This window comes from Devosia sp. Root413D1 (assembly GCF_001425235.1).
Taxonomy (GTDB): domain Bacteria; phylum Pseudomonadota; class Alphaproteobacteria; order Rhizobiales; family Devosiaceae; genus Devosia_A.
In genome coordinates this window covers 719,424-744,929 of the sequence record NZ_LMEA01000007.1, presented here as the reverse complement: position 1 = coordinate 744,929, position 25,506 = coordinate 719,424, and the positions used below count along the sequence as shown (strand labels likewise).

Here is a 25,506-nt window from a genome sequence, read left to right as displayed (position 1 = left end):
GGGGGGTGGTGAAGTCGGCACCGTGCCCGCCTCACCACCCCCACCCCCAGCCCCTCCCCTCTGTATAGACCGGGGAGATGGTGGACGGGTGTTCGGAGACATGGTGGACGGATTTGGCATGAAGGGCGGGGAGGCCGGCATGCCATTTTCGGATCGTTCAGTGCAGTCCGAACGGGAAGAGTTCTGTCGTCTGGCGAGTGGGTCGGGTGCGAACGTGCGGGAGTTGTGCCGACGGTTCGGGGTTAGTCCGACGACCGGCTACAAGTGGCTGGCGGTGTATGGTGTAGCGGGTATGGCCGGCTTGGTGGATCGCTCACGCCGGCCGTTGAGCAGTCCGTCTCGTACGTCCACTGAGCTAGAGGACAAGGTGCTGCAGGTGCGCAGCGAGCACCGGGCATGGGGTGGCCGCAAGATCCGCCGGGTGCTGGAGAACGATGGGGTAGCGCCGGTACCGGCGGCCTCGACGATCACCGCGATCCTGCGCCGGCATGGGGAACTGGACGGGCCGGGAGCGGGAGAGCGGCGAGCCTTCACGCGCTTCGAGCATGCCTCCCCCAATGATCTATGGCAGATGGACTTCAAGGGCTGGGTCGAGTTGGAGACAGGCCGCTGCCATCCGCTGACGGTGCTGGACGACCACTCGCGCTATGCGCTCGAGCTGGAGGCATGCACCGATGAGACGGCAGAGACGGTCAAGACCCGGCTCACAGCGGTGTTCCAGCACTATGGCCTGCCCTGGCGGATGTTGGCCGACAACGGCCCGCCCTGGGGCACAGCCGGCCAGGGTCAGTATACCCGGCTGGGCGTGTGGCTGATGGACCTAGGCATTGGCCTGGTACACGGCCGGCCCTATCATCCCCAGACCCAGGGCAAGGAGGAGCGCTTCCACCGCACCCTCAAGGCCGAGGTGCTCGATGCTCATAACCTCAAGAGCATCGACGAGGCGCAGGCCGCCTTCGATGCCTGGCGCTCGGTCTACAACACCAAACGGCCGCACGAGGCGCTCAGGCTCGACACGCCGGCAGCGCGCTACACCATGAGCTCCAGGTCGATGCCCGAGGCCATCACGCCACCCCAGTACGAGTCGCAAGACCACGTCCGCAAGCTCGACCAGAACGGCCGCTTCAGCTTCAGGGGACGCATCCTCAAAGCCCCAACCGCCTTCGCCGGACGTGCCCTCGCCCTACGTGCCACCGACACCGACGGCCTCTTCGACATCTGCTATCGACGCCATCGCATCGCTCAGATCGACCTGCGAGACAACACAGCCCAAACTGTCCACCATGTCTCCGAACACCCGTCCACCTTGTCTCCGGTCTGAACAACGACGCCATCGCATCGCTCAGATCGACCTGCGAGACAACACAGCCCAAACTGTCCACCATGTCTCCGAACACCCGTCCACCTTGTCTCCGGTCTGAACACCCTCAAGGGGGAGGGGTGCCCAGCGCCAGCGCCCCTCGCGGCGGTCGGCTGCTGAATTCCGTACCATAGGTTCACTTGTCGCTCCCGAGGCTGAAGCGTAGTCTCTTGGTTGAGTGGGGCACCAAGAGGAAGAACCATGAAATTCAAGGATATTCTGGGGACCATCGGCAACACGCCGGTTGTCCGGATCAACAAACTGGGCCCGAAAAACGTCAAGCTGTACGTCAAGGTCGAGGCGTTCAACCCGCTTGGGTCGGTGAAAGACCGCCTGGCGCTCGGTGTGATCGAGGCGGCTGAGAAGTCCGGCGCGCTGAAACCGGGCCAGACGGTGATCGAGGCCACCTCAGGCAATACCGGCATCGGGCTGGCGATGGTTTGCGCGGCCAAGGGCTATCCGCTGGTCGTCACCATGGCCGAGAGCTTTTCGGTCGAACGGCGTAAGCTGATGCGGTTCCTCGGCGCCAAGGTGGTGCTGACTCCGGCGGCCGAGCGGGCCAACGGCATGATCCGCAAGGCGGAGGCCCTGGCCGAGGCGAATGGCTGGTTCCAGACCCGCCAGTTCGAGAATGAAGCCAACCCCGACATGCACTCGCGGACCACCGCACAGGAGATCGTGCGCGATTTCGCCGACGAGAAGCTCGACTACTGGGTCACCGGCTTTGGCACTGGCGGCACGCTCACCGGCGTCGGCCGGGTGCTCCGCGACAAGATGCCGAACACCAAGATCATCGTTGCCGAGCCCGAGGGCGCGCCGATGCTGACCAGCGGTGAAGGCCAGGAGCGTCGCGCCGACCATGCCGCGACCGGCAGCCATTCGGCGTGGAAGCCGCATCCGTTCCAGGGCTGGAGCCCGGACTTCATCCCGTGGATCACCAATGAGGCGGTCACCGAGAAGTTGATCGACCAGGTGCTGACCATCGCCGGCCCCGATGCGATGAAGCAGTCGATGCAGCTGGCGCAGAAGGAAGGCATCTTCGTCGGCATCACCGCCGGCGCCACCTTCGCGGCGGCGCTGAAGGTGGCCGAGACGGCTCCCGACGGCTCGACCATTCTGGCGATGCTGCCCGATACCGGCGAGCGCTACCTCTCGACCCCGCTATTCGCGGACGTGCCGGCCGATATGACGCCGGAAGAGGAAGCCATCTCGGTGTCGACCCCGGGGCAGCACCTGCCGCCGAAGGTAGCGGCTTAGCACAAGCACAGCCGACCCTGGTGTGGCTGACCCCCACCCTTGATCCCTCCCCCTAAACAAGGGGAGGGAGACGTTTACCGAGAAGCCTGTGTTTTGGTCTCCCTCCCCTTTCCGGGGCGCTACCGCGTCCCCTAGAGGGGGAGGGGGCAGGGGTGGGGTCAACTCACACCGGCGTCAAGAAGCGACGGACTACGCCGCCACCCTCGGCACCGGCCCCACATAGAGCGATTTCGGCCGGATCAGCCGGCCGTTCGCCGCTTCTTCCCTGGCATGGGCGATCCAGCCGCCGATGCGGCTGGCCGCAAAGATCGCGGTGAAGGCCGAGCGGGGAAAGCCCAGCGTTTCGAGCAGCAGCGCAGGGTAGAACTCGACATTGGTGGCGAGCACCCGGTCGGGCTTGTGGCGTTTGAGCGCCGCCAGCGCCACCGCCTCGACGTGCTGGGCCAGTTCGACGCGGGCGGTATCGACTGCGCCGGACCGGGTCAGCCGTTCCAGCGCCGCCTTCAGCACATCGGCGCGGGGGTCGCGCACCCGGTAGATGCGGTGACCGAAGCCCATCAGGCGCCGGCCATTCGCCAGCTCGTTCTCGATCCAGGCCGCGGCCTTGTCGGCGGTGCCGATGGCGTCGAGCATATCGAGGACGGGGCCGAGCGCGCCGCCGTGCCGCGGACCCTTCAGCGCACCCAAAGCCGCCAGCGCCGATGAGTTGAGACCGGCGAGGGTCGAGGCCACCACGCGAGCCGCGAAGGTCGAGGCGTTGAGCCCGTGGTCGACCACGGTGACGAGATAGCTGTCGAGTGCCGCTGCGGCAGCTGGATCGGCCGGCCTGTCGCCGAGCATGCTCAGCATATCGGCGGCGTGCCCGAGGCCGGGCTGCGGAGCGCGCGGGCTCTTGCCCGCCTGCAGCCGGATCGCTGCCGGCAAGGCGACCGCAGGAGCCGCGGTCAGCAGTAGCGCCGTTTCGAGATCCGTGCCGTCCGGAAGCCGCGCCATCAGCGCCCGGACACCATCGTAGACCGGCAGTTCGGCCAACAGCGACTGTTCGCGCTCGACGGTGCCGTACACGGCAGCCCTGGCGTCCGCCAGCGGCGTGGCCAGATCGCGCGGCACGTCGACAAAGAAGCCATCCCAGAGCAGCGCCAGCACCTGCTCGTAGCTTACGTGTCCGGTCAGCGCGTCGAGCGGCTGGCCACGGATGATCAGCCGACCCGCCAGCCCATCCACATCCGAGAGGATGGTTTGTGCGGCGACGACGTCTTCGAGTCCATTGCTCATCTGAGCCTCCTTGGCTGTTTGCAACGGAAGGTAGGCGCGCTAACATTGACGTCAATCTTGATCATATTGATCAATGTTCGAGGTCAACATGTGGCTCAGCGCAGCGGAAGCTCTGACACGGCTCGGCTCCAAGCCGCAGTCGCTCTATGCGAGCGTCAGCCGGGGCCGCATCCGGGCAAAGCCTGATCCGGCGGATACGCGGCGGAGCCTCTATCGCGAGGAAGACGTGGACCGGCTGGCCGCCCGGGCTCGCGGCCGGCGGAGTTCTGCTGCGGTGGCCTCGGAGGCGATCAGCTGGGGCGATCCGGTGCTGCCGTCGGCCATCTCCACCGTGAGCAGCGGGCGGCTCTACTATCGTGGCGTGGACGCGATCGAACTGGCGACCACGGCGACGCTCGAGGACGTGGCTACGCTGTTGTGGGACGGGACATGGAGTTTGCCGGCAAGCGGGCGGGGGCCCGTCACCGCGCCACCGATGGCTGCGGCTTTCGCGGCGCTGGCGGAGCGTGCTGCCGGGGGCGCTCCGAGCTCGGGCCTGGGGCCATGGCAGTTGCGCGGCGAGGCGGCGAGCGTGCTCGGGTGCGTCGCGGACGCGATGCTGGGGGCCGGCGCCGGTTCGTTGCACGTTCGCCTGGCTGATAGTCTGGGACGCCCCGGCGCAGCCGATGTGCTCCGGCGCGCGATGGTGCTCCTGGCTGATCACGAACTCAACGCTTCGACCTTCGCCGCGCGGGTCGCGGTTTCTACGGGGGCCTCGCTGTGGGCCGGCGCGCTGGCCGGGCTCGCCACCTTCACCGGTCCGCGCCACGGCACAGCCGCAGCGGCGGTGCTGGCGCTGGCGCTCGATATCGGCCCGCATGCCGACCGACCGGGCGACGGTTTGCGCGAGTGGCTGGGGGAAGGGCGGGTGATCCCCGGGTTCGCGCATCGGCTTTATCCGCGGGGTGACATCCGCGCCGAAGCGCTGCTGGCGGCGATCGAGGTGCCCGCGGCGTTCCGCAGGCTTGCGCGGGTCGCCGAGGAGCTGCTGGGCGATCGGCCCAATGTGGATTTTGCGCTGGCCGCGCTGAGCGCCGCCCATGACTTGCCGCCGCACGCGCCGGCTACTATCTTTGCCTTGGCCCGCACTGTGGGGTGGCTGGCGCACATGCTCGAACAGGTGGCGAGCGGCCAGCTGATCCGCCCGCGCGCCCGCTATGTGGGGCCGCCCGTCGGCGCCTCGGGCTGATGCAGCCGCAGCACACAGTAGTGCCGCATTGCGGGCATACCCGTCATTACGGGTAGGTTGACTTGCCCTTTGCCGCGGGCGCCCTATTTAATCAGCAGAATCAGGCTCGCCGCCCATCGTGGGGACCGGCCCGATTGCTAGACGGGCGCGGGCTCGCCCATCCTCCCGAAACGAGCCCTGCGCCCAGGAAAGGACCAAATATGTCGGACGTTACCCAAGGCGGCGCCGGATTCGATCGCGATCGGGTTTACCCCGTGCTGCCGCTACGCGATATCGTTGTCTTTCCGGGCATGATCGTGCCGCTGTTCGTCGGCCGCGAAAAGTCGGTGAAGGCGCTCGAAGAAGTGATGCGCGACGACAAGCACATTCTCGTCGTCACCCAGAAGAATGCCCAGGATGACGATCCGTCGCCTGATGAGATTTATGCCACCGGCACCATCGCCTCGGTGCTGCAGCTGCTGAAGCTGCCCGACGGCACCGTCAAGGTGCTGGTCGAGGGCTTGCGCCGCGCGAAGATCGATCAGTACCTGCAGACCGTCGACTACTTCGAAGCCGAAGCGACGACGCTGCCGGAACCGGAGGAAGACGAGACCGAACTCGAAGCGCTGGCGCGTTCCGCCCAGTCCGAGTTCGAGAACTACGTCAAGCTCAACAAGAAGATCTCGGCCGAGGTGGTCAACGCCGTCAGCCAGATCACCAATCATAGTAAGCTCGCCGACACCATCGCCAGCCACCTGGTGATCAAGATCGAGCAGAAGGAAGAGCTGCTGGGCACCGTTTCGGTGGCCGAGCGGTTGCAGAAGATTCTCGGCCTGATGGAAGGCGAGATCGGCGTTCTGCAGGTCGAAAAGCGCATCCGTTCCCGCGTCAAGCGGCAGATGGAGAAGACGCAGCGCGAGTACTATCTCAACGAGCAGATGAAGGCGATCCAGCGCGAGCTGGGTGATGGCGAGGAAGGCTCGAACGAGCTGACCGAGCTCGAAGAGAAGATCAAGAAGACCAAACTGTCGAAGGAAGCCCGGATCAAGGCCGATGGCGAGCTGAAGAAGCTCAAGACCATGAGCCCGATGTCGGCCGAAGCGACGGTCGTGCGCAACTATCTCGACTGGCTGCTGACGCTGCCGTGGGGCAAGAAGAGCAAGGTCAAGCGCGACCTGGTCTACGCCGAGCAGGTGCTGGACGAGGATCACTATGGCCTCGAGAAGGTCAAGGAGCGTATCCTCGAGTACCTCGCGGTGCAGTCGCGCACCGGCAAGCTCAAGGGCCCGATCCTCTGCCTCGTCGGCCCTCCGGGCGTCGGCAAGACCTCGCTGGGCAAGTCGATCGCCAAGGCGACCGGCCGTGAGTTCGTGCGCATGGCGCTCGGTGGCGTCCGTGACGAGGCCGAGATCCGCGGCCACCGCCGGACCTATATCGGCTCCATGCCAGGCAAGGTGATCCAGTCGCTCAAGAAGGCGGGCAAGAACAATCCGCTGTTCCTGCTCGACGAGATCGACAAGATGGGCCAGGACTTCCGTGGCGACCCGTCGTCGGCGCTGCTCGAAGTGCTCGATCCGGAGCAGAACAACACGTTCGCCGACCACTACCTCGAGGTCGACTTCGACCTCTCGGACGTGATGTTCGTCACCACCTCGAACACGCTCAACATCCCCGGCCCGCTGATGGACCGCATGGAGATCATTCGCCTGTCGGGCTACACCGAAGAGGAGAAGTTCGAGATCGCGCGGCGTCACCTGATCCCGGAGACGCTGAAGGAGAACGGCCTGCAGCCCAAGGAGTTCGTCATCGACGATGACCAGCTGATGGCTGTGGTCCGCAACTACACCCGGGAAGCCGGCGTGCGTAACCTGAAGCGTGAGCTCTCGAAGCTGATGCGCAAGGCCGTGCGCGACATTCTGGTCAAGAAGTCGACCAAGGTCGTCGTCACCCCGGAGCTGCTCGAGGAATATCTCGGGCCGGCGTTCTTCCGGAACGACAAGATCGACGCCGAGCCGCAGGTCGGCGTGGTGACGGGGCTTGCCTGGACTTCGGTCGGTGGCGAGATTCTGACGATCGAAGGCATTATGACGCATGGCAAGGGCCGCATGACGGTGACCGGCAACCTCAAGGAAGTGATGAAGGAATCCATCACTGCCGCGTCCGGTTACGTGCGTTCGCGGGCCGCCGAGCTCGGCATCAAGCCGCCGCTGTTCGACACGCGCGACATCCACCTGCACCTGCCGGAAGGCGCGACGCCGAAGGATGGCCCGTCGGCCGGCATCGGCATGGCCACGACGATCGTCTCGCTGATGACCGGCATTCCGGTGCGGCATGACATCGCCATGACCGGCGAAGTGACTCTACGGGGCCGTGTCCTGCCCATTGGCGGGCTCAAGGAAAAGCTCCTTGCAGCGCTCCGCTCGGGCATCAAGACCGTCCTCATCCCCGAGGAGAACACCAGGGATCTCAAGGAGATCCCGAAGAACGTGACCGAGGGCATGGAGATCATCCCGGTGAGCCGGATGGACGAAGTGCTGAGCCGCGCCTTGATCCGGCAGCCCGAGCCGATCGAGTGGAAGTATGACGACGACAAGCCGGCCGCGGTGCCGGTAGTCGAGAGCTCGGTCGACGGCGACGAGAGCGGCGCGAGCCTGCCGCACTGAGCCGGTCTTTGATCGATGAAGTTGGAAACGGCGCCCTCGGGCGCCGTTTTCGTTTGTGCGCCGCAGAGTTAGGGCGAGGTCCAGGTAGTTTGCCACGAAATCTTCACGGACGTCCGACTAGCTCCGGTTGGACAGCGCTGGAGAAGCGAATGCGAAGCAAGTGGGTTTTGGGGATAGCGACGTTATTGGCAGCCGTCGTCTCGCTGGCGGGACTGTCATTCGCCTTGGATACGCGGACGGAAACGGTAAAGTTCAAACGCGGCGCGAGCAGCACGTCGATCGATGACAGCATCACCGGCTACGAGGGCGTGAGCTACATTGTGGGTGTGAGTGCCGGGCAGCGGATGAGCGTCGAGCTAGATACCGACAATACCAGCAACTATTTCAACATCACGGCGCCCGGCGCGTCCGCGGCGCTGTTCATTGGCTCGACCTCGGGCAACAGCACTTCGTTCGTCATCCCGTCGAGCGGTGACTACAAGATCGACGTCTACCTGATGCGCAATGCGGCGCGCCGGGGCGAGACAGCGAATTACGAGCTCAGCATCGCCGTCGAGGGCAAGGCGGCCGCGCAGGCGCCGAGCAAGTCGGCGCCCAGCAAGCCTGCTCCCGACTTTGTCGATGGCCTCGCCGGCGGCCCGGACTTCTGGCAGGTGCATGGCCTCGCGCGCGGTGACACGCTGAATGTGCGCGCCTCGGCCGCCTCCGGGGCGTCGGTGCTGGGTGTGCTCGACGAGGGCGACGTGATCCGCAACCTCGGCTGCAAGATGAACGGCTCTACCCGCTGGTGCCGCGTCGAAGATCAGACCGGTCTCAATGGCTGGGTCTCGGGCAAGTACCTGCACGAGTCGACCCGCGCCCCGAGCCCGTCGCGCCCGGTGACCCCACCGCCGGCCGGCCAGCCGCCGGTCAGCTCCGATGACGGCGTGCCGGTGGCGATGATGCCGCGCTACTGCACGGGCGAAGCCTCGGCGCAGTTCGGGGTGCGCCCGCAGGACATCACCACCAACGCCGCGTTCAAGAGCGGCAAGCTCTACGTCTCGCAGGGCTGGTTCGACGGCTCGGGTGGTACGACGTTCTTCAACTGCTATTTCAAGGCGGATGGCACCTTCATCGCCGTGAACTGACCGCCGGGCCTGGCGCGGGAACAACAAGCGGCGCCCTCTGGGGCGCCGTTTCCATACCCAGCTCAAGGCTCCCACCATATTTCCGGCGGCCGGCCTCCCGGGGCGCTTCGCAATCATCCGGCAACCGATATCTGCTTTGCCTCGCTGCGCCGATTGGGCAGGCAGCGCTAACCGAGGACACCGGCCAGATGACCTTCACCAGACGATCGCTGACTTGCCTGGTCGCCGCGGGAGCGATCGTTGGAGGTCTGGCGCTCTGCGCCGCCTGGGCGGGCGATGCGCTCGCCCGGAGGCCGCTCCAAGCGGAAGCGGTTATTCCGGTCTATCTGTCCTCCAAGCGTCCGCTGGTGATGATGCGGATCGGATATCATCCGCCGGCGCCGGTGGTCTTCGATACGGGGACCAATGACAACATCCTGGACACGGTCTACGCAGAGCCGTTCGAGCTGCCGCACATCGGTCCATCGACGTCGATAGACGGCAACACCGGCATTCCCGTGCCGGGCTACCAGACGCACCTGGTCGGCGTGCGGCTTGGCGGCGCGCCGATTGCCGACGCACCGGCCAATGTCTTCGATTACCGCAGCACCGACGAGGTCGGCATCTTCGGGCCCAACAGCTTTCCCGGAAAGCTGGTGCTGCTGGATTTGCGGAACGCCGAATTGCGCATCCTGCCGGGAACTGCAATCGCGTCGATGCAGGGCCCCGGCATGCCGTATCTCGGCGACGGCGCTGCTGGTTTGCCGTCCATACCCATCGTGCTGCCGAGCGGAACGGTCGACGCGATACTGGACAGCGGTAATGATTCGACGCTCGTGCTGCCGCTGGATCTGGCCGACGAGCTCGGCGTCGGCGGCACGCTGAAGGAGATCGGCAAGGTGGTTTCGGCGTCCGGCAGTCAGCCGGTCTACGAGGGGCAGGTCACTGGCGACATCAAGATCGGACCGGTCACCCTGAACAACCCGGTGGTCCGGTTCTTCAAGGCCGGGCGGCCGCTGATTGGCCTGCCCGTGCTGCTGCAGATGACGCTGGCGTTCGATCCGAGCAACGGCCGCAGCTGGGTGATCGATGCACACGGAGCAGCCGACTAGCTGTTCGTCCCTCGCCAGTTTGCCTCCTGTCATTCACGCACTCTCGCTCTGGTGTAACGCCCGCGTGATCACCACGTAGGGGTCTTTCGCGCTTTCGAAACGGAAGGTCTGCAACTTTTCCTGAAAGCGCTACTGGCATTTCGTTTGCACCGCCAAACGAGAACGAATATAGAACACGCCCCGCGTGTCAGCCGGCTGGAGGGCCCTGAATTGAACAAGGCACTGATCATCATTCTGGCCGCGGTGACGCTCGATGCGGTCGGCATCGGGCTGATTTTCCCGATTCTGCCGCGCCTGCTCGAGGACGTCACCCATACCGGCGAAGTGACGATGATCATCGGCATCATGCTGGCGCTCTATTCGGCGATGCAATTCCTGTTCTCGCCGGTGCTGGGGGTGCTCAGCGACCGTTATGGCCGTCGCCCGGTACTGCTGGTGTCGCTGGCCGGCGCGGCGATCGACTATCTCGTGATGGCGTTCGCGCCCGAGCTCTGGATGCTGGTGCTGGGCCGCGCCATCGCCGGCATCACCAGCGCCAACATGGCGGTCGCCACCGCCTACATCACCGACATCTCGGCCGAGGAGGAGCGCGCCAAGCGCTTCGGCTATTTCCACGCCATGTTCGGCATCGGCTTCATCATCGGGCCGGTGATCGGCGGCATCCTGGGCGACATCTGGGTGCGGGCGCCGTTCCTGGTGGCGGCCGGGCTCAACGCGGTCAACTTCGCGCTGGCGCTGTTCGTCCTGCCGGAATCACGGCCGGGCGATGCCAGCGCCAAGTTCGATTTCGCGACGCTCAACCCGTTCCGGCCGCTCGGCTGGGCTTTCAGCTTCACCGCGCTGCTGCCGCTGATGGCGATCTTCGTCATCATGAACTTCGTCGGCACCATGTACGGCACGATCTGGGCGCTGTTCGGCCAGGACATGTTCCAGTGGAACGGGCTGATGATCGGGCTGTCGCTCGGCGCGTTCGGGCTGTTCCATGCCGGAGCACAGGCGCTGCTGACCGGCCCTGCGGCGGCGCGGCTGGGCGAGCGCTGGGCCATGGTCCTGGGGATGGCGTGCGAGCTGACGGCGCTGTTGATCCTGGGCTTTGCGGCGCAGGGCTGGATCCTGTTCGCGCTGGCGCCGCTGTTCGCGCTCGGCGGCATCGGCATGCCGGCGCTGCAGTCGCTCACCACGCAGCAGGTTGATGGCGACAATCAGGGCAAGCTCCAGGGCGTGCTGGCGAGCCTTGTCAGCCTCTCGGCGGTGTTCGGTCCGATCTTCTTCTCGGCGGTGTATTTTGCCCTCAAACCGACCTGGCCGGGGCTGATCTGGATCGTCGGGGGAGCCGTGTATTTGCTGGCGTTGCCGCTGCTTTTGGGCATCCGCCGGACGCGCGTTGCCACAGTGACGCCCGACGGCTGACAAAGTTGAGCCAGAATTGACGCTTCATTAACAGAATTGCTGTGCCTCGCCTGCGGAAAAGCCCGGATTTCCTTGCGTTCCGAGCAGAATCGAAGAAGGGTCACGGCGTTTTGGTTCGCCTCCACAGGGCGGGCATCCCACAGTGAGGAAACGCTATGTCTAACAAGAACGATCTGATCGGCGTCGTCGCCGACAAGGCGGGCCTGACCAAGGCCGACGCTGCACTGGCTGTCGATGCTGTGTTCGACGCCGTCACCGCGTCGCTGAAGAAGGGCGAAGAAGTCCGTCTCGTCGGCTTTGGTACGTTCGCCGTTTCCAAGCGCAAGGCCTCGATCGGCCGCAACCCGGCAACGGGCGCGGAGATCAAGATCCCGGCTTCTAACCAGGCCAAGTTCAAGCCCGGCAAGGGCCTCAAGGACGCGATCAACTAAGATCGCGTTCCGGTCGACAGACCACATGGCCCCGTGCGCTCGTCGCCGGGGCCATTTGTTTTTGGGGGCAGGGGGCCCGGTCTCGCCGCGATGACAGCAGGCGCGTGGGCTTTGGAGAAATGGTGGGCGGTGACGGTCTCGAACCGCCGACCCTCTCGGTGTAAACGAGATGCTCTACCAACTGAGCTAACCGCCCGTCAGCTACTCCTGGGGTCGCCTATTGGCGACGCAGGGGAGCGACGAAGGCGCACTAACTAGGGTCTCGGCCGCAGGCCGTCAACCCGTGCCGCTGAATCTCGCTGTGCCCCGGCAAATTCCCCCTATAGAGTAGTGCCGCTACGCTGACGGTTCGTCGGACTGAGGCCGGGGAGGGCTCGATGTCGATTGCCGAGGTAGGCCGCTTTGATCTGCCCGGTTTCGCGGGCACTCTGATCCACCCACACCATGCCGGTTACGACGAGGCGCGCCGCGTCTATAACGGCATGATCGATCGCCGGCCGGCGCTGATCGCGCGCTGCAACAGCGCCGACGATGTGGTGCTGGCGCTCGCCCTGGCGCGTCGCGAGGGATTGCCGGTTTCGGTGTTCGGCGGTGGCCACGCGGTCACCGGCTCGGCCGTCTGCGACGATGGCGTCTGCATCGACCTGCGCGGCATGAAGGATATCCGCATCGATCCGGCGGGCCAGACCTGCCGGGCCGAGGCCGGCCTCAACTGGGGCGAATTCGACGCGGCGACGGCGCGGCACGGCCTGGCGCTCACCGGTGGCCGTAACCCAACGACCGGGGTGGCCGGGCTGTCGCTGGGCAGCGGCAGTGGCTGGCTCGAACGCAAGTTCGGCTATGTCTGCGACAACCTGATCTCGGCCGAATTGGTTACCGCCGACGGCCGCAAGGTCATTGCGTCCGAAACCGAGAACCCGGATCTGTTCTGGGGCCTGCGCGGCGGCGGCGGCAATTTCGGTATCGTCACTGCCTTTCATTTCCGGCTGCACCGGCTGGGCCCGATCGTCCTCGCCGGCGTGCTGCTCTACCCCGCTCCGATGGCGGCGGCGGTACTGCGCCACATGCGCGATTTCATGCGGGCAGCGCCCGACGAGGTGGGCATCGGCATGGTTTTCACCACCGCGCCGGATGCGCCGTTCGTTCCCGAGCCGGCGCGCGGCAAGCCGATCGTCGTCGTGCAGCTGATCTATGCCGGCGACGTGGAGGAGGGAATCAGGGTGCTGGCGCCGTTCCGGGCCTTCGGGCCGCCGGCGGCCGACCTGGTGCAGCCGATGCCCTATACCGAGTTCCAGAAGATGGGCGGCAACTTTCCCGGGGCGCAGAACTACTGGACCGCGGATTTCCTCAACGAGCTGCCGGAGGAAGCGATCGACGCCTACGCCAAACTGGCCCTGACGCCGCTTTCTCCGCAGTCTGCGATCATCCTCGTTCCCGGCGGCGGCGCCCCGTCGCGCGTCGATGAGGAGGCCACGGCCTTCGGCATGCGCACCGCGCCATGGAACGTGCACTATATCTGCGGCTGGACGAATCCCGCCGACAACGCCGCCAACACGGCGCGGGTCAAACAGATCGCCTCTGTGCTGAAGCCGTGGTCGACCGGGCGGGTCTATCTCAATTACATCGGCAACGAGGGGCAGGAGCGCGTCGACGCGGCGTTCGGCGAGAAAAAGCTCGCGCGGTTGCGCGAGCTCAAGGCCAAGTGGGACCCCGACAACGTGTTCCGGCACAACCACAACATCCGGCCGGCCGCTGCCGGGGCGTAAACGGGCGGAAAACGCCAGTCCGCAAAGGCATTTGCAAGCAGACGTGGAAAAGCCGGAAGAAAGTATGCCGGCGACGCGGTTTCGGCGCTTGACACTCTCCGGCACGCCCTCTAAACGGACGCCACGTTGCGCGGACGACTTGTTCGCAAGCGCTGCGGGAGTAGCTCAGTTGGTTAGAGCGCCGGCCTGTCACGCCGGAGGTCGCGGGTTCGAGCCCCGTCTCTCGCGCCACCCTTTTCCTTCACATCAGTGATGAACTTTGGGTGGCGCTGATCGCCTTCGAGCGATGCTCTCACTTCCCCCGCCGACATGTTCCCACTTTCTATGCCGTTTTGTTCTGACTGAACGCTGGCCGAGGCGTCGACGGCGATCGCTTCAGTGCCGCATCCAACTCAGAGGGTGATGTTCAGGCTGACGCATGCTATTAGCGCGGCGAACGCATTGGCGTTCGAAGTGGCTTCAATCATGAAGCCGCCACCCCACGTTAGGACAATGTTTGCAGGTTCTCGTTCGCGACAATAACGTCGATCAGGCTCTCAAGGTACTCAAGAAGCGCTTGCAGCGTGAGGGTGTCTTCCGGGAGATGAAACTCCGCAGCTATTACGAGAAGCCGTCGGAAAAGCGGGTTCGTGAAGCCGCCGAGGCAGTACGTCGGGGCCGCAAGGCCGCTCGCAAGACCGCCATTCGTGAAGGCCTGATCGCTGCCCCGGTGAAGAAACCGGCATTCCAGCGAGCCCAGGCGCCTTCGGCGCTTCGAGGCGGCTAGCCGCTGCGCATCGACGAGTAGAGCGAACCCGCCACATCGGCGGGTTTTTTCATGCCCGCTGTTAGGCAAGGTTGCGGGCGAAAGCCCCACCGTGAAGCTCAAAGCCGGTCATTGTTGGCGATGCTCGAAGAGGGCGCGTCTGATGCCCCTGCCAACCAGAAAACCAGCCAGGTGCACCGAACGATCTCGTGTAGCCGGCTCGTTACGGTTTGGGGGCGGCTGTCCTTGCAATGGCCGCCGCCACACCACATTTCAGATGTACGTCTCCGCGAATCCTGACGGAACCGCGGATGTGTGTCGTGCATTTAGAACTGTTGGAGGCGATCCAGGAGAAACCGGCCATGCTGGTGCCATTGCGACTGGTGTTTGCAGGAACGTTGCTGGCCGCCATGGCAGGCGCTGCGACGGCTTCTGATCTGATCACCGTGCCAGTGGGCTCGAGCGATGTCGCGGTACCGGTCGCCACGGGATTCAACTGGAGCGGCTTTTACGCCGGGGTCTACGGCGTGGTGCAGTCCAGCCCGGCTCGCGGCACCGAGGTTGGCGCGGGAATCGCTGCCGGCGTAAACGCGCAACTCGACTTCTTCCTCATTGGTGGCGAGGTGGCCCTGCACGGGCTGACCGGCGACACAATCGATACGGCCTATGGCCAGGTGACCGGTCGCGGCGGGGTGCTGGTGACCGATGACCTGTTGGCCTATGCCTCGGCCGGCTATGGCATGGAACTCAGCGGGACCGGCGAGCGCGACTTCCTTGCCGGCGGCGGCCTCGAGTATGCCGTCACCGACGACATCTCGTTGAATGCCGAATACCTGCGTGGCTTCGACCTCGAGGGCGGCAACCCCAAGGACCAGTTCAGCCTCGGCGCGCGGTTCCACTTCTAGGCGAATCCGAGGGTCACATAGCCGGGCGCAGCATTGCGTTTGCGGGGCCTCAACCATGAGTGGAACACTCACGCGGCACCAATAGCCGGAAGACCGTTGCGGGCAGGGCGTCTCAGCCAGTTTTCCGTACTAAGTTGAGCGTAATGATCAACATTAGTTTTTCTTGAATCGCTGCAAGGCGTGGGCTAAGCCCGTGCCACACGAAGTCGCGTCGTCTGAGGGGCCCAAAATTGCCCGTCTGGCCGCGCGAGCCGGCCACTCCAGCCGGCCCGACCATTAGGCTGCACAATGAACGAGTTGCTCAGCAACTACCTGCCGATCATCATATTCGTCGGTCTGGCTGCCGTTATCGGCCTGGCCCTCATGGTTGCCCCCTTCATCGTTGCCTACAAGCGGCCCGACCCCGAGAAGGTGTCGGCGTTTGAAGCGGGTTTTGAAGCGTTCGACGATGCGCGCATGAAGTTCGATGTGCGCTTCTACCTGGTGTCGATCCTGTTCATCGTCTTCGATCTCGAAGTGGCGCTGCTGTTCCCCTGGGCCGTGGCGTTCCGTGATGTCGGCTGGTTCGGCTTCTGGTCAGTCATGATCTTCCTTGGCGTGCTGACTATCGGCTTCATCTACGAATGGAAGAAGGGCGCGCTGGAATGGGATTGAGTGAACAGACGCTGGTCGCGCCGCAGCCCAAGGGCCTGATCGACCCACGCACCAACAAGCCGATCGGCGCCGACGATCCGTTCATGGCGGATGTGAATGCCGAGCTCGCCGACAAGGGCTTCCTGGTTTCGACAGCGTCGCAGCTGATCACCTGGGCACGCACCGGCTCGCTGATGTGGATGCAGACCGGCCTCGCCTGCTGCGCCGTGGAAATGATCCAGATGTCGATGCCGCGCTACGACATCGAGCGATTCGGCACTGCGCCGCGCGCCTCGCCGCGCCAGGCGGACGTGCTGATCGTCGCCGGTACGCTGACCAACAAGATGGCCCCGGCGCTGCGCAAGGTCTACGACCAGATGCCGGAGCCGCGCTACGTCATCTCGATGGGCAGCTGCGCCAATGGCGGCGGCTACTATCACTATTCGTACTCTGTGGTGCGCGGCTGCGATCGCGTCATGCCCGTCGACATCTATGTTCCGGGCTGCCCGCCGACCGCCGAGGCACTGCTCTACGGCATCCTGTTGCTGCAGAAGAAAATCCGCCGCACCGGCACGATCGAACGTTAGGACCGGCCATGACTGACGGCCCCATTCCTTCACCGCTCGCGGCGCTCGCTGAACGCGCTCGCAACGCGCTCGGCGAAAAAATCATCGACCACAAGCTGGCTTACGGCGAACTGACGCTCTCGGTGCAGCGCGACGCGATCATCGATGTCGCGACGTTCCTGCACGATCACGAGGCGTTTGCCGGTATCACCGACGTGTGCGGGGTGGACTATCCGGAGCGCGCAGAGCGCTTCGACGTGGTCTACCACCTCCTGAGCCCCAAGCAGAACCTGCGCGTGCGGCTGAAGCTCTCCACCGACGACACCCAGCCGGTGCAGTCGATCACCGGCCTGTTCCCGGGTGCCGACTGGTTCGAGCGCGAGACCTACGATCTGTTCGGCATCCTGTTCACCGGCCACCCGGACCTCCGCCGGCTGCTGACCGACTATGGCTTTGACGGCTATCCGCTGCGCAAGGATTTCCCGACCACCGGTTACGTCGAAGTCCGCTACGACGAAGAGCGCAAGCGCGTCGTCTATGAGCCGGTGAAGCTGCCGCAGGAATTCCGGCAGTTCGATTATCTGTCACCGTGGGAGGGTACGGATTACGTGCTGCCCGGCGACGAGAAGGCGAAGAACTGATGTCCGAAGTCGATGTAAGAAACTTCACCATCAACTTTGGGCCGATCCATCCCTCCGCCCACGGTGTGCTCCGCCTCATCCTCGAGCTCGACGGCGAAGTGGTCGAGCGCGTCGATCCGCATATCGGGCTGCTGCATCGCGGTACCGAGAAGCTGATCGAGACCAAGACGTACCTGCAGGCCGTGCCGTATTTCGACCGGCTCGACTATGTCGCGCCGATGAATCAGGAGCATGCCTTCTGCCTCGCAGTCGAAAAGCTGCTCGGCATCGAAGTGCCGCTGCGTGGCCAGCTGATCCGCGTGCTTTATGCCGAGATCGGCCGGCTGTTGTCGCACATGCTCAACTGCACGACGCAGGCGATGGACGTCGGCGCGCTGACCCCGCCGCTATGGGGGTTCGACGAGCGCGAGAAGCTGATGATCTTCTACGAGCGCGCCTCGGGCAGCCGCATGCATGCGGCCTATTTCCGTCCGGGTGGCGTGCACCAGGATCTGCCGCAGGCGCTGATCGACGATATCGGCGCGTTCTGCGACCCGTTCCTGCTGGTGCTCGACAACCTCGAGAAACTGCTCACCGGCAACCGCATCTACATGCAGCGCAACGCCGATATCGGCGTGGTGTCGGCGGAAGATGCATGGAAGTGGGGCTTTTCCGGCGTGATGGTGCGCGGCTCGGGCGATGCCTGGGACCTGCGCAAGTCGCAGCCCTATGAGTGCTACGACCGGCTCGAGTTCGACGTGTCGATCGGCAAGAACGGTGATTGCTACGACCGTTACCTGGTCCGCATGGACGAGATGCGCCAGTCGATCCGGATCATGAAGCAGGTGCTCGACCTGTTGAATTCGCCCGAAGGGCAGGGGCCCGTCGCCTCGACCGACGGCAAGGTGGTGCCGCCCAAGCGCGGCGAGATGAAGCAGTCGATGGAAGCACTGATCCATCACTTCAAGCTTTACACCGAAGGCTACAAGGTGCCGGCCGGTGAGGTGTATGCCGCAGTCGAAGCGCCCAAGGGCGAGTTCGGCGTCTACCTGGTCAGCGACGGCACCAACAAGCCATACCGCTGCAAGATCCGCGCGCCGGGCTTTGCGCACCTGCAGGCAATGGATTTCCTCTGCCGGGGACACATGCTGGCCGACGTCGCCGCTATCCTCGGTTCGCTCGATATCGTGTTTGGTGAGGTCGATCGGTAATGTCCGTCCGCCGTTTAGCAGATGAGGCCGTCCAGCCGACTACCTTCGCCTTCACGAAGGAAAACCAGGCCTGGGCCGAAAAGAAGATGGCGGAGTATCCGCCGGGCCGTCAGCAGTCGGCCGTGATTCCGGTGCTGTTCCGCGCCCAGGAGCAGCAGGGTTGGGTTAGCCGCGCCGCGATCGAAGCGGTCGGCAAGCTGCTCGAGATGCCCTATATCCGGGTGCTGGAAGTCGCGACCTTCTACACGCAGTTCCTGCTGCAGCCGGTCGGCACCCGCGCCCACATCCAGGTGTGCGGCACGACGCCGTGCATGCTGCGTGGCGCCGAGGACATCCGCCATATCTGCGAGCGCCGCATCAACCACAACCCGTTCGAGACCAATGCCGAGGGTACCCTCAGCTGGGAAGAGGTTGAGTGCCTTGGCGCCTGCGTGAATGCGCCGCTGGTGATGGTGGGCAGCGACACCTACGAAGACCTGACGGTCGAGAGCTTTGAGGCGATCCTCGACAAGTTTGCCGCCGGCAAGGGCAGCGATGTGAAGCCCGGCCCGCAGGTCGCCCGTCAGTTCGCGGCTGCCGAGGGTGGCCAGACGACGCTGCTCGAAAAGCCGACCGCCAAGCGCACCTACAAGCCGTTCCCGCCGCCGCCGGCCGCTCCCGCGACTGCTCCGGGCGCCGCGGCTCCTGCGGCTCCCGCCGCCGCTGCGCCCGCTCCTGCCGCCGCTGCGCCGACCGCTGCCGGACGCAAGAACACCACGACGGAAGAGACGGCGCCGGCCCTGAAGTCGCCGTCGCCCGAGAAGGTCTCGACGGCGACCGCCGAAGCCGAGCGCAAGGCCGCCAACAAGGCGGCCAAGGCCGACGGCACACCCAACAGGGCGATGCGCGAGACGGCCACCGGCGCGGAATCGCCGGCCGGCAAGATCGATGCCGGTAAGACCGACACCAAGGCCAAGCGCGCACCCGCGCCGGCGACCGCGGTGTCGCCGAGCGAGGATGGCGGCGCCAAACTGTTCCAGGCGCCTGCCGGCACGCCGGATGACCTCAAGCTGATCTCGGGCGTCGGCCCGGTGCTCGAGGGCAAGCTCAATGCCATCGGCATCACCACCTGGGCCCAGGTGGCGGGGCTGAAGAAGGCCGATATCGCAAAGCTCGAAGATCACCTCGCATTCCCGGGCCGGGTGGCCCGCGATGAGTGGATCAAGCAGGCCAAGGCGCTCGCTAAGGGCGGCGTCGAGGAATATCGCAAGGTGTTCGGGAAGGACCCGCGCTGATGCTCGCTGACCAGGATCGCATCTTCACCAATCTCTACGGCACTGGCGACTGGGGCCTCGAAGGCGCCCGGGCGCGTGGCGGCTGGGTCGATACCAAGAAGTTCATCGACAACGGTCGCGACTGGATCGTCAACGAGGTCAAGGGTTCGGGCCTGCGTGGCCGTGGCGGCGCCGGTTTCCCGACTGCGCTCAAATGGACCTTCATGCCCAAGGAAGGCGTCAATGACGGCCGTCCGAGCCAGCTCCTCGTCAATGCCGACGAGTCCGAGCCTGGCACCTGCAAGGACCGCGAGATCCTGCGCCACGACCCGCATCACCTGATCGAAGGGTGCCTGCTCGCCGGCCGCGCCATGGGCGCACACATCGCCTATGTCTACATCCGCGGCGAGTTCATCCGCGAGCGGCAGAATTTCGAAGCCGCCGTGCAGCAGGCCTATGACGCCAAGCTGATCGGCAAGAACAACGTGCATGGCTGGGACTTCGAGATCGTGGTCCATCACGGCGCCGGCGCCTACATCTGCGGCGAAGAAACCGCGCTGATGGAGTCGCTCGAGGGCAAGAAGGGCCAGCCGCGCCTGAAGCCGCCGTTCCCGGCGGCGATGGGCGTCTACGGCAACCCGACCACGGTGAACAACGTCGAATCCATTGCCGTGGTGCCTGAGATCCTGCGCCGCGGCGGCGCCTGGTTCGGCGGCATCGGCCGGCCCAACAATACCGGTACCAAGCTGTTCATGGCCTCGGGCCACGTCAACAAGCCGGCGGTGTTCGAGGATGCGATGGGCTGCACCTTCGAAGAGCTGATCGAAAAGCATTGCGGCGGCATCCGCGGCGGCTGGGATAACCTGCTCGCGGTGATCCCCGGCGGCGCGTCCTGCCCGGTGGTGCGCGGCGAAGACATGCGCACCGCGATCATGGATTTCGACGGGCTGCGCGAGAAGAAGTCCTCGTTCGGCACCGGCGGCATGATCGTGCTCGACAAGTCGGCCGACATCATCAAGGCGATCTGGCGCATCCAGGCGTTCTTCAAGCATGAGAGCTGCGGCCAGTGCACGCCGTGCCGTGAAGGCACCGGCTGGATGATGCGTGTCATGGAACGCATGGTCGAAGGCCGCGCCCAGAAGCGCGAAATCGACATGCTGTTCGATGTGACCAAGCAGATCGAAGGGCACACCATCTGTGCGCTCGGCGATGCGGCGGCCTGGCCGGTGCAGGGCCTGATCCGCAACTTCCGCGACGTCATCGAGGCGCGGATCGACCAATACACCTGGTCCTCGACCAGCGAGGGCGCCGTGCCCTCGATCGCGGCGGAGTAAGGCCAATGGCCAGCATCAAAGTCGACGGTACGCTCGTCGAGGTCCCCGATTACTACACCCTGATGCAAGCCGCGGAAGCAGCCGGCGCGGAAATCCCGCGCTTCTGCTACCACGAGCGCCTGTCGGTGGCGGGCAATTGCCGCATGTGCCTCGTCGAGGTGAAGGGTGGCCCGCCCAAGCCGCAGGCCAGCTGCGCCATGTCGGTCAAGGACCTGCGTCCCGGCCCGAACGGCGAGCCGCCGGAGATGTTCACCAACACCCCGATGGTCAAGAAGGCCCGCGAAGGGGTGATGGAATTCCTGCTCATCAACCACCCGCTGGATTGCCCGATCTGCGACCAGGGTGGCGAGTGCGACCTGCAGGACCAGGCCATGGCCTATGGCGTGGACAAGAACCGCTTCGCCGAGAACAAGCGCGCCGTCGAGGACAAGTATCTCGGGCCGCTGGTGAAGACCGAGATGAACCGTTGCATTCACTGCACGCGCTGCGTCCGTTTCACCACCGAGGTTGCCGGCATCACCGAGATGGGCCTGCTCGGCCGCGGTGAAGACGCCGAGATCACCTCGTATCTCGAGCAGGCGCTGACCAGCGAGCTGCAGGGCAACGTCATCGACCTCTGCCCGGTGGGTGCGCTCACCAGTAAGCCCTACGCGTTCCATGCGCGTCCGTGGGAGCTGGTGAAGACCGAGACCATCGACGTGATGGACGCGGTCGGCTCCAACATCCGCGTCGACAGCCGTGGCCGCGAAGTGATGCGCATCCTGCCGCGCGTCAACGAGGCGATCAACGAAGAGTGGATTTCGGACAAGACCCGCTTCATCTGGGATGGCCTCAAGAGCCAGCGCCTCGATCGCCCCTATGTTCGCTCCGGCGGCAAGCTGAAGCCGGCGTCGTGGGATGAGGCGTTTGCCGCCATCGCCAAGGCGATCAAAGCTTCGGGCGGCGGCAACAAGGTCGGCGCCATTGCCGGCGACCTGGCGGCCGTCGAGGACATGTATGCCCTCAAGGCGCTGATGAGCTCGCTCGGCTCGGGCATGACCGATTGCCGTCCGGCAATGTCGGGGATCGACCCATCGATGCCGCGCTCGGCCTATATCTTCAACCCGACCATTGCGGGCATCGAAGAGGCCGATGCGATCCTGATCATCGGCTCGAACCCGCGCAAGGAAGCGGCGCTGGTCAACGCGCGCATCCGCAAGGCCTGGCGTGCAAAGAATACCCCGATCGCGGTGATCGGCGACAATGCGGACCTCACCTACAAGTACGAGTACCTGGGCAACGGGCTGTCGGCGCTGGCCGACCTCGTGGCGCGCAAGGGCAGCTTCGGCGAGATCCTGTCGAAGGCTGTGCGTCCGCTGATCATCGTGGGCGAGGGCGCCGTGTCGCATGGCGCCGCGCATTCCAAGCAGATCGGCCGTGACGTCCTCGCCATGGCGGCCAAGCTGGCCACCGGCTCGGGCGCCGCGGAAGACTGGAATGGCCTCGCGCTGCTGCACAATGCCGCCGGTCGCGTCGGCGGCCTCGATATCGGTTTCGTGCCGCATGACGGCGGCGTCTGTTCGGCCGACCAGATCGGCCTTGCCGGCAAGGGCGAGCTCGACGTGCTGTTCCTGCTCGGTGCCGATGAGTACGACACCTCGGCGATGGGCAAAGCGTTCGTCGTCTATGTCGGCACGCATGGCGATGCCGGCGCACACCGCGCCGACGTGATCCTGCCGTCTGCCGCCTACACCGAGAAGTCGGGCACCTATGTCAACACCGAGGGTCGCGTGCAGCTCGCCGAGCGCGCCGTGTTCCCGCCGGGCGAGGCGAAGGAAGACTGGGCGATTTTCCGGGCGCTCAGCGCCGTGCTCGGCCAGCCGCTGCCGTTCAACTCGCTCAGCCAGTTGCGCGCCGCGATCTATGCCGAGTTCCCGCACCTGGCGCGGCTCGACCAGATCGCCCAGGGTTCGCTGGCCGATGTGAAGAAGCTCGCCGGCGCCGCGATCAAGACCAAGTCCGCGACCTTCACCTCACCGGTTGCCGACTTCTACCTCACCAACCCGATCGCGCGGTCGTCCGCGACGATGGGCGAATGCGCCGCGCTGCAGGCCGGTCTCCGGCAGGCAGCAGAGTAAGGGGCCCAGATGGATTTCGTTGTTTCAGCGCTGGACTACCTGCTCGGTATCCCGATCTTCGGGTGGGGTGAACAGGTCGGCTTCATCTACAAGGGGCTGCTGCTGCTCATCGCGCTGCTGTTGTTCACCGCGTATATCCTGCTCGCCGACCGCAAGATCTGGGCGGCGGTGCAACAGCGTCGCGGCCCCAACGTCGTCGGCCCGTTCGGGCTGTTGCAGAGCTTCGCGGACTTGTTGAAGTTCGTCCTCAAAGAGCCTGTAATTCCGGCAAGTTCGGACAAGGTGCTGTTCATCCTGGCGCCGCTGGTGACCTCCATCCTGGCGCTCTCGGCCTATGCCGTGATCCCCTTCGACAAGGGGTGGGCACTGGCCAACATCAATGTCGGCATCCTCTACATCTTCGCCATCTCGTCGCTGGGCGTATACGGCATCATCATGGGCGGCTGGGCTTCGAACTCGAAGTACGCCTTCCTCGGTGCGCTCCGTTCGGCAGCGCAGATGGTGTCGTACGAAGTCTCGATCGGCCTCGTGATCATCACGGTGCTGCTGGTGGTCGGCTCGCTGAACCTCACCGATATCGTGGTGGCGCAGCAGTCGGGTGGCATCGCGCATATGCTCGGCGTGCCGTGGCTCAGTGTCCTGAACTGGTACTGGCTGCCGCTGTTCCCGATGTTCGTGATCTTCTACGTCTCGGCCCTGGCGGAAACTAACCGCCCGCCGTTCGACCTGCCGGAAGGTGAATCCGAGCTGGTGGCCGGCTACATGGTCGAGTACTCCTCGACCCCGTACCTGCTGTTCATGCTCGGCGAGTACATCGCCATCATCCTGATGTGCTGCATGACGACGATCCTGTTCCTCGGGGGCTGGGCGGCGCCGATCGACCTGCCGCCGTTCACCTGGATCCCTGGTGTGGTCTGGTTCGTCCTCAAGCTCTGCCTGGTGTTTTTCATGTTCGCGATGGCCAAGGCGATCGTGCCGCGCTACCGCTATGACCAGCTGATGCGTATCGGCTGGAAGGTTTTCCTGCCGATCTCGCTGCTCATGGTGGTCGTCGTCGCCGCGGTTCTCCAGCTCACCGGCTGGGGCTGGCACGGAGGGTCCGTCTGATGCGTTTCGCCCAGTTCCTCAACGGCCTGCTGCTGCGTGAGTTCGTCGGCGCCTTCTTCCTCGCGATGAAGTACTTCTTCGCACCCAAGAAGACGGTGAACTACCCGTTCGAGAAGATCCCATATTCGCCACGCTTCCGCGGCGAGCACGCGCTGCGCCGCTATCCCAACGGCGAAGAGCGCTGCATCGCCTGCAAGCTCTGCGAAGCGATCTGCCCAGCGCAGGCCATCACCATCGAGGCCGGCCCGCGCCAGAACGACGGTACCCGCCGGACGGTGCGCTATGACATCGACATGGTGAAGTGCATCTATTGCGGCTTCTGCCAGGAAGCTTGCCCGGTCGACGCGATCGTCGAAGGGCCGAACTTCGAGTTCGCGACCGAAACGCGCGAGGAGCTGTATTTCTCGAAAGAGAAGCTGCTCGCCAATGGCGACCGTTGGGAGCGCGAGATCGCGGCCAACCTCGCCGCCGACGCGCCGTACCGGTAAGGGATCGAGATGACGCTGCCGCTGTTCTTCTTTTATGTGTTCTCGGTCATCACCGTCGCTTCGGCGCTGATGGTGATCGCGGCGCGCAATCCCGTGCACTCGGTGCTGTTCCTGATCCTGGCGTTCGTCAATTCGGCCGGCCTGTTCATGCTGGCCGGGGCCGAGTTCCTGGCGTTGATCCTGATCGTCGTCTATGTCGGCGCGGTCGCGGTGCTGTTCCTGTTCGTCACCATGATGCTCGATGTCGATTTCGCCTCGCTGCGCCAGGGCATGCTGCAATACGCGCCGGTGGGCGTGGTGGTCGGCGTGATCCTCTTGCTCGAGCTGCTGCTGGTGGCGGGGAGTTTTGTGCTGCCGGTCGATGGCGGGGCGGTGGCCGCGGTGCCGATGGATGCGGCGATCGACAATACCCGCGCCATCGGGCAGTTGCTCTACACGCGCTACGTCTTCCTGTTCCAGGGCGCTGCCGGCGTGCTGCTGGTCGCCATGATCGGCGCGATCGTCCTGACGCTGCGGCACAAGTCGAACGTCAAGCGGCAGGATGTGTTCCGCCAGACCGGGCGCAAGCGCTCGGAAGGCACGGAACTGGTCAAGGTCAAATCGGGGCAGGGGCTCTAAATGCTGGCAGCAACAGGCATCGGGCTCGGGCACTACCTGACCGTCGGGGCGATCCTTTTCACGCTGGGCGTGTTCGGGATCTTCCTCAACAGGAAGAACATCATCGTCATCCTGATGTCGGTGGAACTGATCCTCCTGGCAGTGAACATCAACTTCGTGGCGTTCTCGTCGCAGCTGGGCGACCTCGCCGGACAGGTGTTTGCGCTGTTGATCCTCACGGTCGCCGCCGCCGAAGCGGCGATCGGTCTCGCCATCCTCGTCATCTTCTATCGCAACCGCGGCTCCATCGCCGTGGAAGACGTCAACTCGCTGAAGGGCTGAC

Annotated in this window: 23 protein-coding genes and 2 tRNA genes; 23 read left to right on the top strand and 2 right to left on the bottom strand. The window is 64.9% G+C overall.

The features are described from left to right. Positions 1-139 precede the first annotated feature (139 nt). Positions 140-1,321, top strand: a complete 1,182-nt coding sequence (locus ASC89_RS08500; RefSeq protein WP_055883281.1) for an IS481 family transposase — start codon at positions 140-142, stop codon at positions 1,319-1,321. 240 nt (positions 1,322-1,561) lie between these two features. After that, complete coding sequence (gene cysK / locus ASC89_RS08495; protein ID WP_055996680.1) at positions 1,562-2,617, top strand: cysteine synthase A; 1,056 nt, start codon at positions 1,562-1,564, stop codon at positions 2,615-2,617. A 189-nt stretch (positions 2,618-2,806) separates the two neighbouring features. Here the strand turns inward: cysK and ASC89_RS08490 are convergent, their stop codons facing one another. Next, positions 2,807-3,892 (bottom strand): citrate synthase, encoded by a 1,086-nt coding sequence (locus ASC89_RS08490; RefSeq protein ID WP_055996677.1) that lies wholly within the window; start codon positions 3,890-3,892, stop codon positions 2,807-2,809. A 73-nt stretch (positions 3,893-3,965) separates the two neighbouring features. On the opposite strand from ASC89_RS08490, the gene ASC89_RS08485 reads away from it, so the two are divergent. The 6 genes from ASC89_RS08485 to ASC89_RS08460 all read left to right on the top strand — a co-directional run bounded on the left by ASC89_RS08485 (position 3,966) and on the right by ASC89_RS08460 (position 11,821). After that, complete coding sequence (locus ASC89_RS08485) at positions 3,966-5,120, top strand: citrate synthase (protein WP_055996674.1); 1,155 nt, start codon at positions 3,966-3,968, stop codon at positions 5,118-5,120. Between the two features lie 200 nt (positions 5,121-5,320). After that, entirely contained in the window at positions 5,321-7,762 is a 2,442-nt protein-coding gene (lon, locus tag ASC89_RS08480; RefSeq protein ID WP_055881854.1) for an endopeptidase La, read from the top strand. A gap of 149 nt (positions 7,763-7,911) precedes the next feature. Then, positions 7,912-8,889, top strand: a complete 978-nt coding sequence (locus ASC89_RS28115; RefSeq protein WP_082533242.1) for an SH3 domain-containing protein — start codon at positions 7,912-7,914, stop codon at positions 8,887-8,889. A 188-nt stretch (positions 8,890-9,077) separates the two neighbouring features. Further along, complete coding sequence (locus tag ASC89_RS08470) at positions 9,078-9,980, top strand: aspartyl protease family protein (RefSeq protein ID WP_055996671.1); 903 nt, start codon at positions 9,078-9,080, stop codon at positions 9,978-9,980. Positions 9,981-10,190: 210 nt separating this feature from the next. Beyond that, positions 10,191-11,390 carry a Tet(A)/Tet(B)/Tet(C) family tetracycline efflux MFS transporter gene (tet, locus tag ASC89_RS08465; protein ID WP_055881849.1) on the top strand — a complete coding sequence of 400 codons (1,200 nt, stop codon included), beginning with the start codon at positions 10,191-10,193 and terminating at the stop codon, positions 11,388-11,390. Positions 11,391-11,545: 155 nt separating this feature from the next. Next, complete coding sequence (locus ASC89_RS08460) at positions 11,546-11,821, top strand: HU family DNA-binding protein (RefSeq protein WP_055881846.1); 276 nt, start codon at positions 11,546-11,548, stop codon at positions 11,819-11,821. A 120-nt stretch (positions 11,822-11,941) separates the two neighbouring features. Here the strand turns inward: ASC89_RS08460 and ASC89_RS08455 are convergent. Continuing rightward, a tRNA-Val gene (locus tag ASC89_RS08455) sits at positions 11,942-12,017 on the bottom strand. A 181-nt stretch (positions 12,018-12,198) separates the two neighbouring features. Here ASC89_RS08455 and ASC89_RS08450 point away from each other — a divergent pair. From ASC89_RS08450 to nuoK, 15 genes are all read left to right on the top strand, one after another. Next, complete coding sequence (locus ASC89_RS08450) at positions 12,199-13,587, top strand: FAD-binding oxidoreductase (RefSeq protein ID WP_055996668.1); 1,389 nt, start codon at positions 12,199-12,201, stop codon at positions 13,585-13,587. Between the two features lie 154 nt (positions 13,588-13,741). Then, a tRNA-Asp gene (locus ASC89_RS08445) sits at positions 13,742-13,818 on the top strand. Between the two features lie 265 nt (positions 13,819-14,083). Beyond that, positions 14,084-14,353, top strand: coding sequence for a 30S ribosomal protein S21 (rpsU, locus tag ASC89_RS28110; protein ID WP_069911195.1), 270 nt, complete (start codon positions 14,084-14,086; stop codon positions 14,351-14,353). 299 nt (positions 14,354-14,652) lie between these two features. After that, positions 14,653-15,237 (top strand): outer membrane protein, encoded by a 585-nt coding sequence (locus ASC89_RS08435; protein WP_162247919.1) that lies wholly within the window; start codon positions 14,653-14,655, stop codon positions 15,235-15,237. Positions 15,238-15,525: 288 nt separating this feature from the next. Beyond that, positions 15,526-15,891, top strand: a complete 366-nt coding sequence (locus ASC89_RS08430; protein ID WP_055881655.1) for an NADH-quinone oxidoreductase subunit A — start codon at positions 15,526-15,528, stop codon at positions 15,889-15,891. Then, positions 15,882-16,457 carry an NADH-quinone oxidoreductase subunit B family protein gene (locus ASC89_RS08425; RefSeq protein ID WP_055881654.1) on the top strand — a complete coding sequence of 192 codons (576 nt, stop codon included), beginning with the start codon at positions 15,882-15,884 and terminating at the stop codon, positions 16,455-16,457. Before ASC89_RS08430 ends, ASC89_RS08425 begins: the two co-directional genes overlap by 10 nt. Positions 16,458-16,465: 8 nt before the next feature. Continuing rightward, a complete protein-coding gene (locus tag ASC89_RS08420) occupies positions 16,466-17,077 on the top strand; it encodes an NADH-quinone oxidoreductase subunit C (RefSeq protein WP_055881651.1) in 612 nt (203 codons plus the stop codon). Next, on the top strand, positions 17,077-18,267 hold the full coding sequence (locus ASC89_RS08415; protein WP_055996659.1) for an NADH-quinone oxidoreductase subunit D: 1,191 nt from the start codon (positions 17,077-17,079) through the stop codon (positions 18,265-18,267). The genes ASC89_RS08420 and ASC89_RS08415 overlap by 1 nt, the downstream gene beginning before the upstream one ends. Continuing rightward, positions 18,267-19,541 (top strand): NADH-quinone oxidoreductase subunit NuoE, encoded by a 1,275-nt coding sequence (nuoE, locus tag ASC89_RS08410; protein ID WP_055996656.1) that lies wholly within the window; start codon positions 18,267-18,269, stop codon positions 19,539-19,541. Before ASC89_RS08415 ends, nuoE begins: the two co-directional genes overlap by 1 nt. Next, the gene (gene nuoF, locus ASC89_RS08405) at positions 19,541-20,854 is read left to right on the top strand and encodes an NADH-quinone oxidoreductase subunit NuoF (protein ID WP_055881645.1); all 1,314 of its coding nucleotides are present in this window, start codon (positions 19,541-19,543) and stop codon (positions 20,852-20,854) included. The genes nuoE and nuoF overlap by 1 nt, the downstream gene beginning before the upstream one ends. 5 nt (positions 20,855-20,859) lie before the next feature. Next, positions 20,860-22,971, top strand: a complete 2,112-nt coding sequence (nuoG, locus tag ASC89_RS08400; RefSeq protein ID WP_055996652.1) for an NADH-quinone oxidoreductase subunit NuoG — start codon at positions 20,860-20,862, stop codon at positions 22,969-22,971. 9 nt (positions 22,972-22,980) lie between these two features. Then, positions 22,981-24,078, top strand: coding sequence for an NADH-quinone oxidoreductase subunit NuoH (gene nuoH / locus ASC89_RS08395; RefSeq protein ID WP_082528229.1), 1,098 nt, complete (start codon positions 22,981-22,983; stop codon positions 24,076-24,078). Next, positions 24,078-24,566 (top strand): NADH-quinone oxidoreductase subunit NuoI, encoded by a 489-nt coding sequence (gene nuoI / locus ASC89_RS08390; RefSeq protein ID WP_055881640.1) that lies wholly within the window; start codon positions 24,078-24,080, stop codon positions 24,564-24,566. The genes nuoH and nuoI overlap by 1 nt, the downstream gene beginning before the upstream one ends. A gap of 9 nt (positions 24,567-24,575) precedes the next feature. Next, entirely contained in the window at positions 24,576-25,184 is a 609-nt protein-coding gene (locus ASC89_RS08385; RefSeq protein ID WP_055881639.1) for an NADH-quinone oxidoreductase subunit J, read from the top strand. Beyond that, positions 25,185-25,505 (top strand): NADH-quinone oxidoreductase subunit NuoK, encoded by a 321-nt coding sequence (nuoK, locus tag ASC89_RS08380; RefSeq protein WP_055881636.1) that lies wholly within the window; start codon positions 25,185-25,187, stop codon positions 25,503-25,505. It begins immediately after the preceding gene. Position 25,506 lies beyond the last annotated feature (1 nt).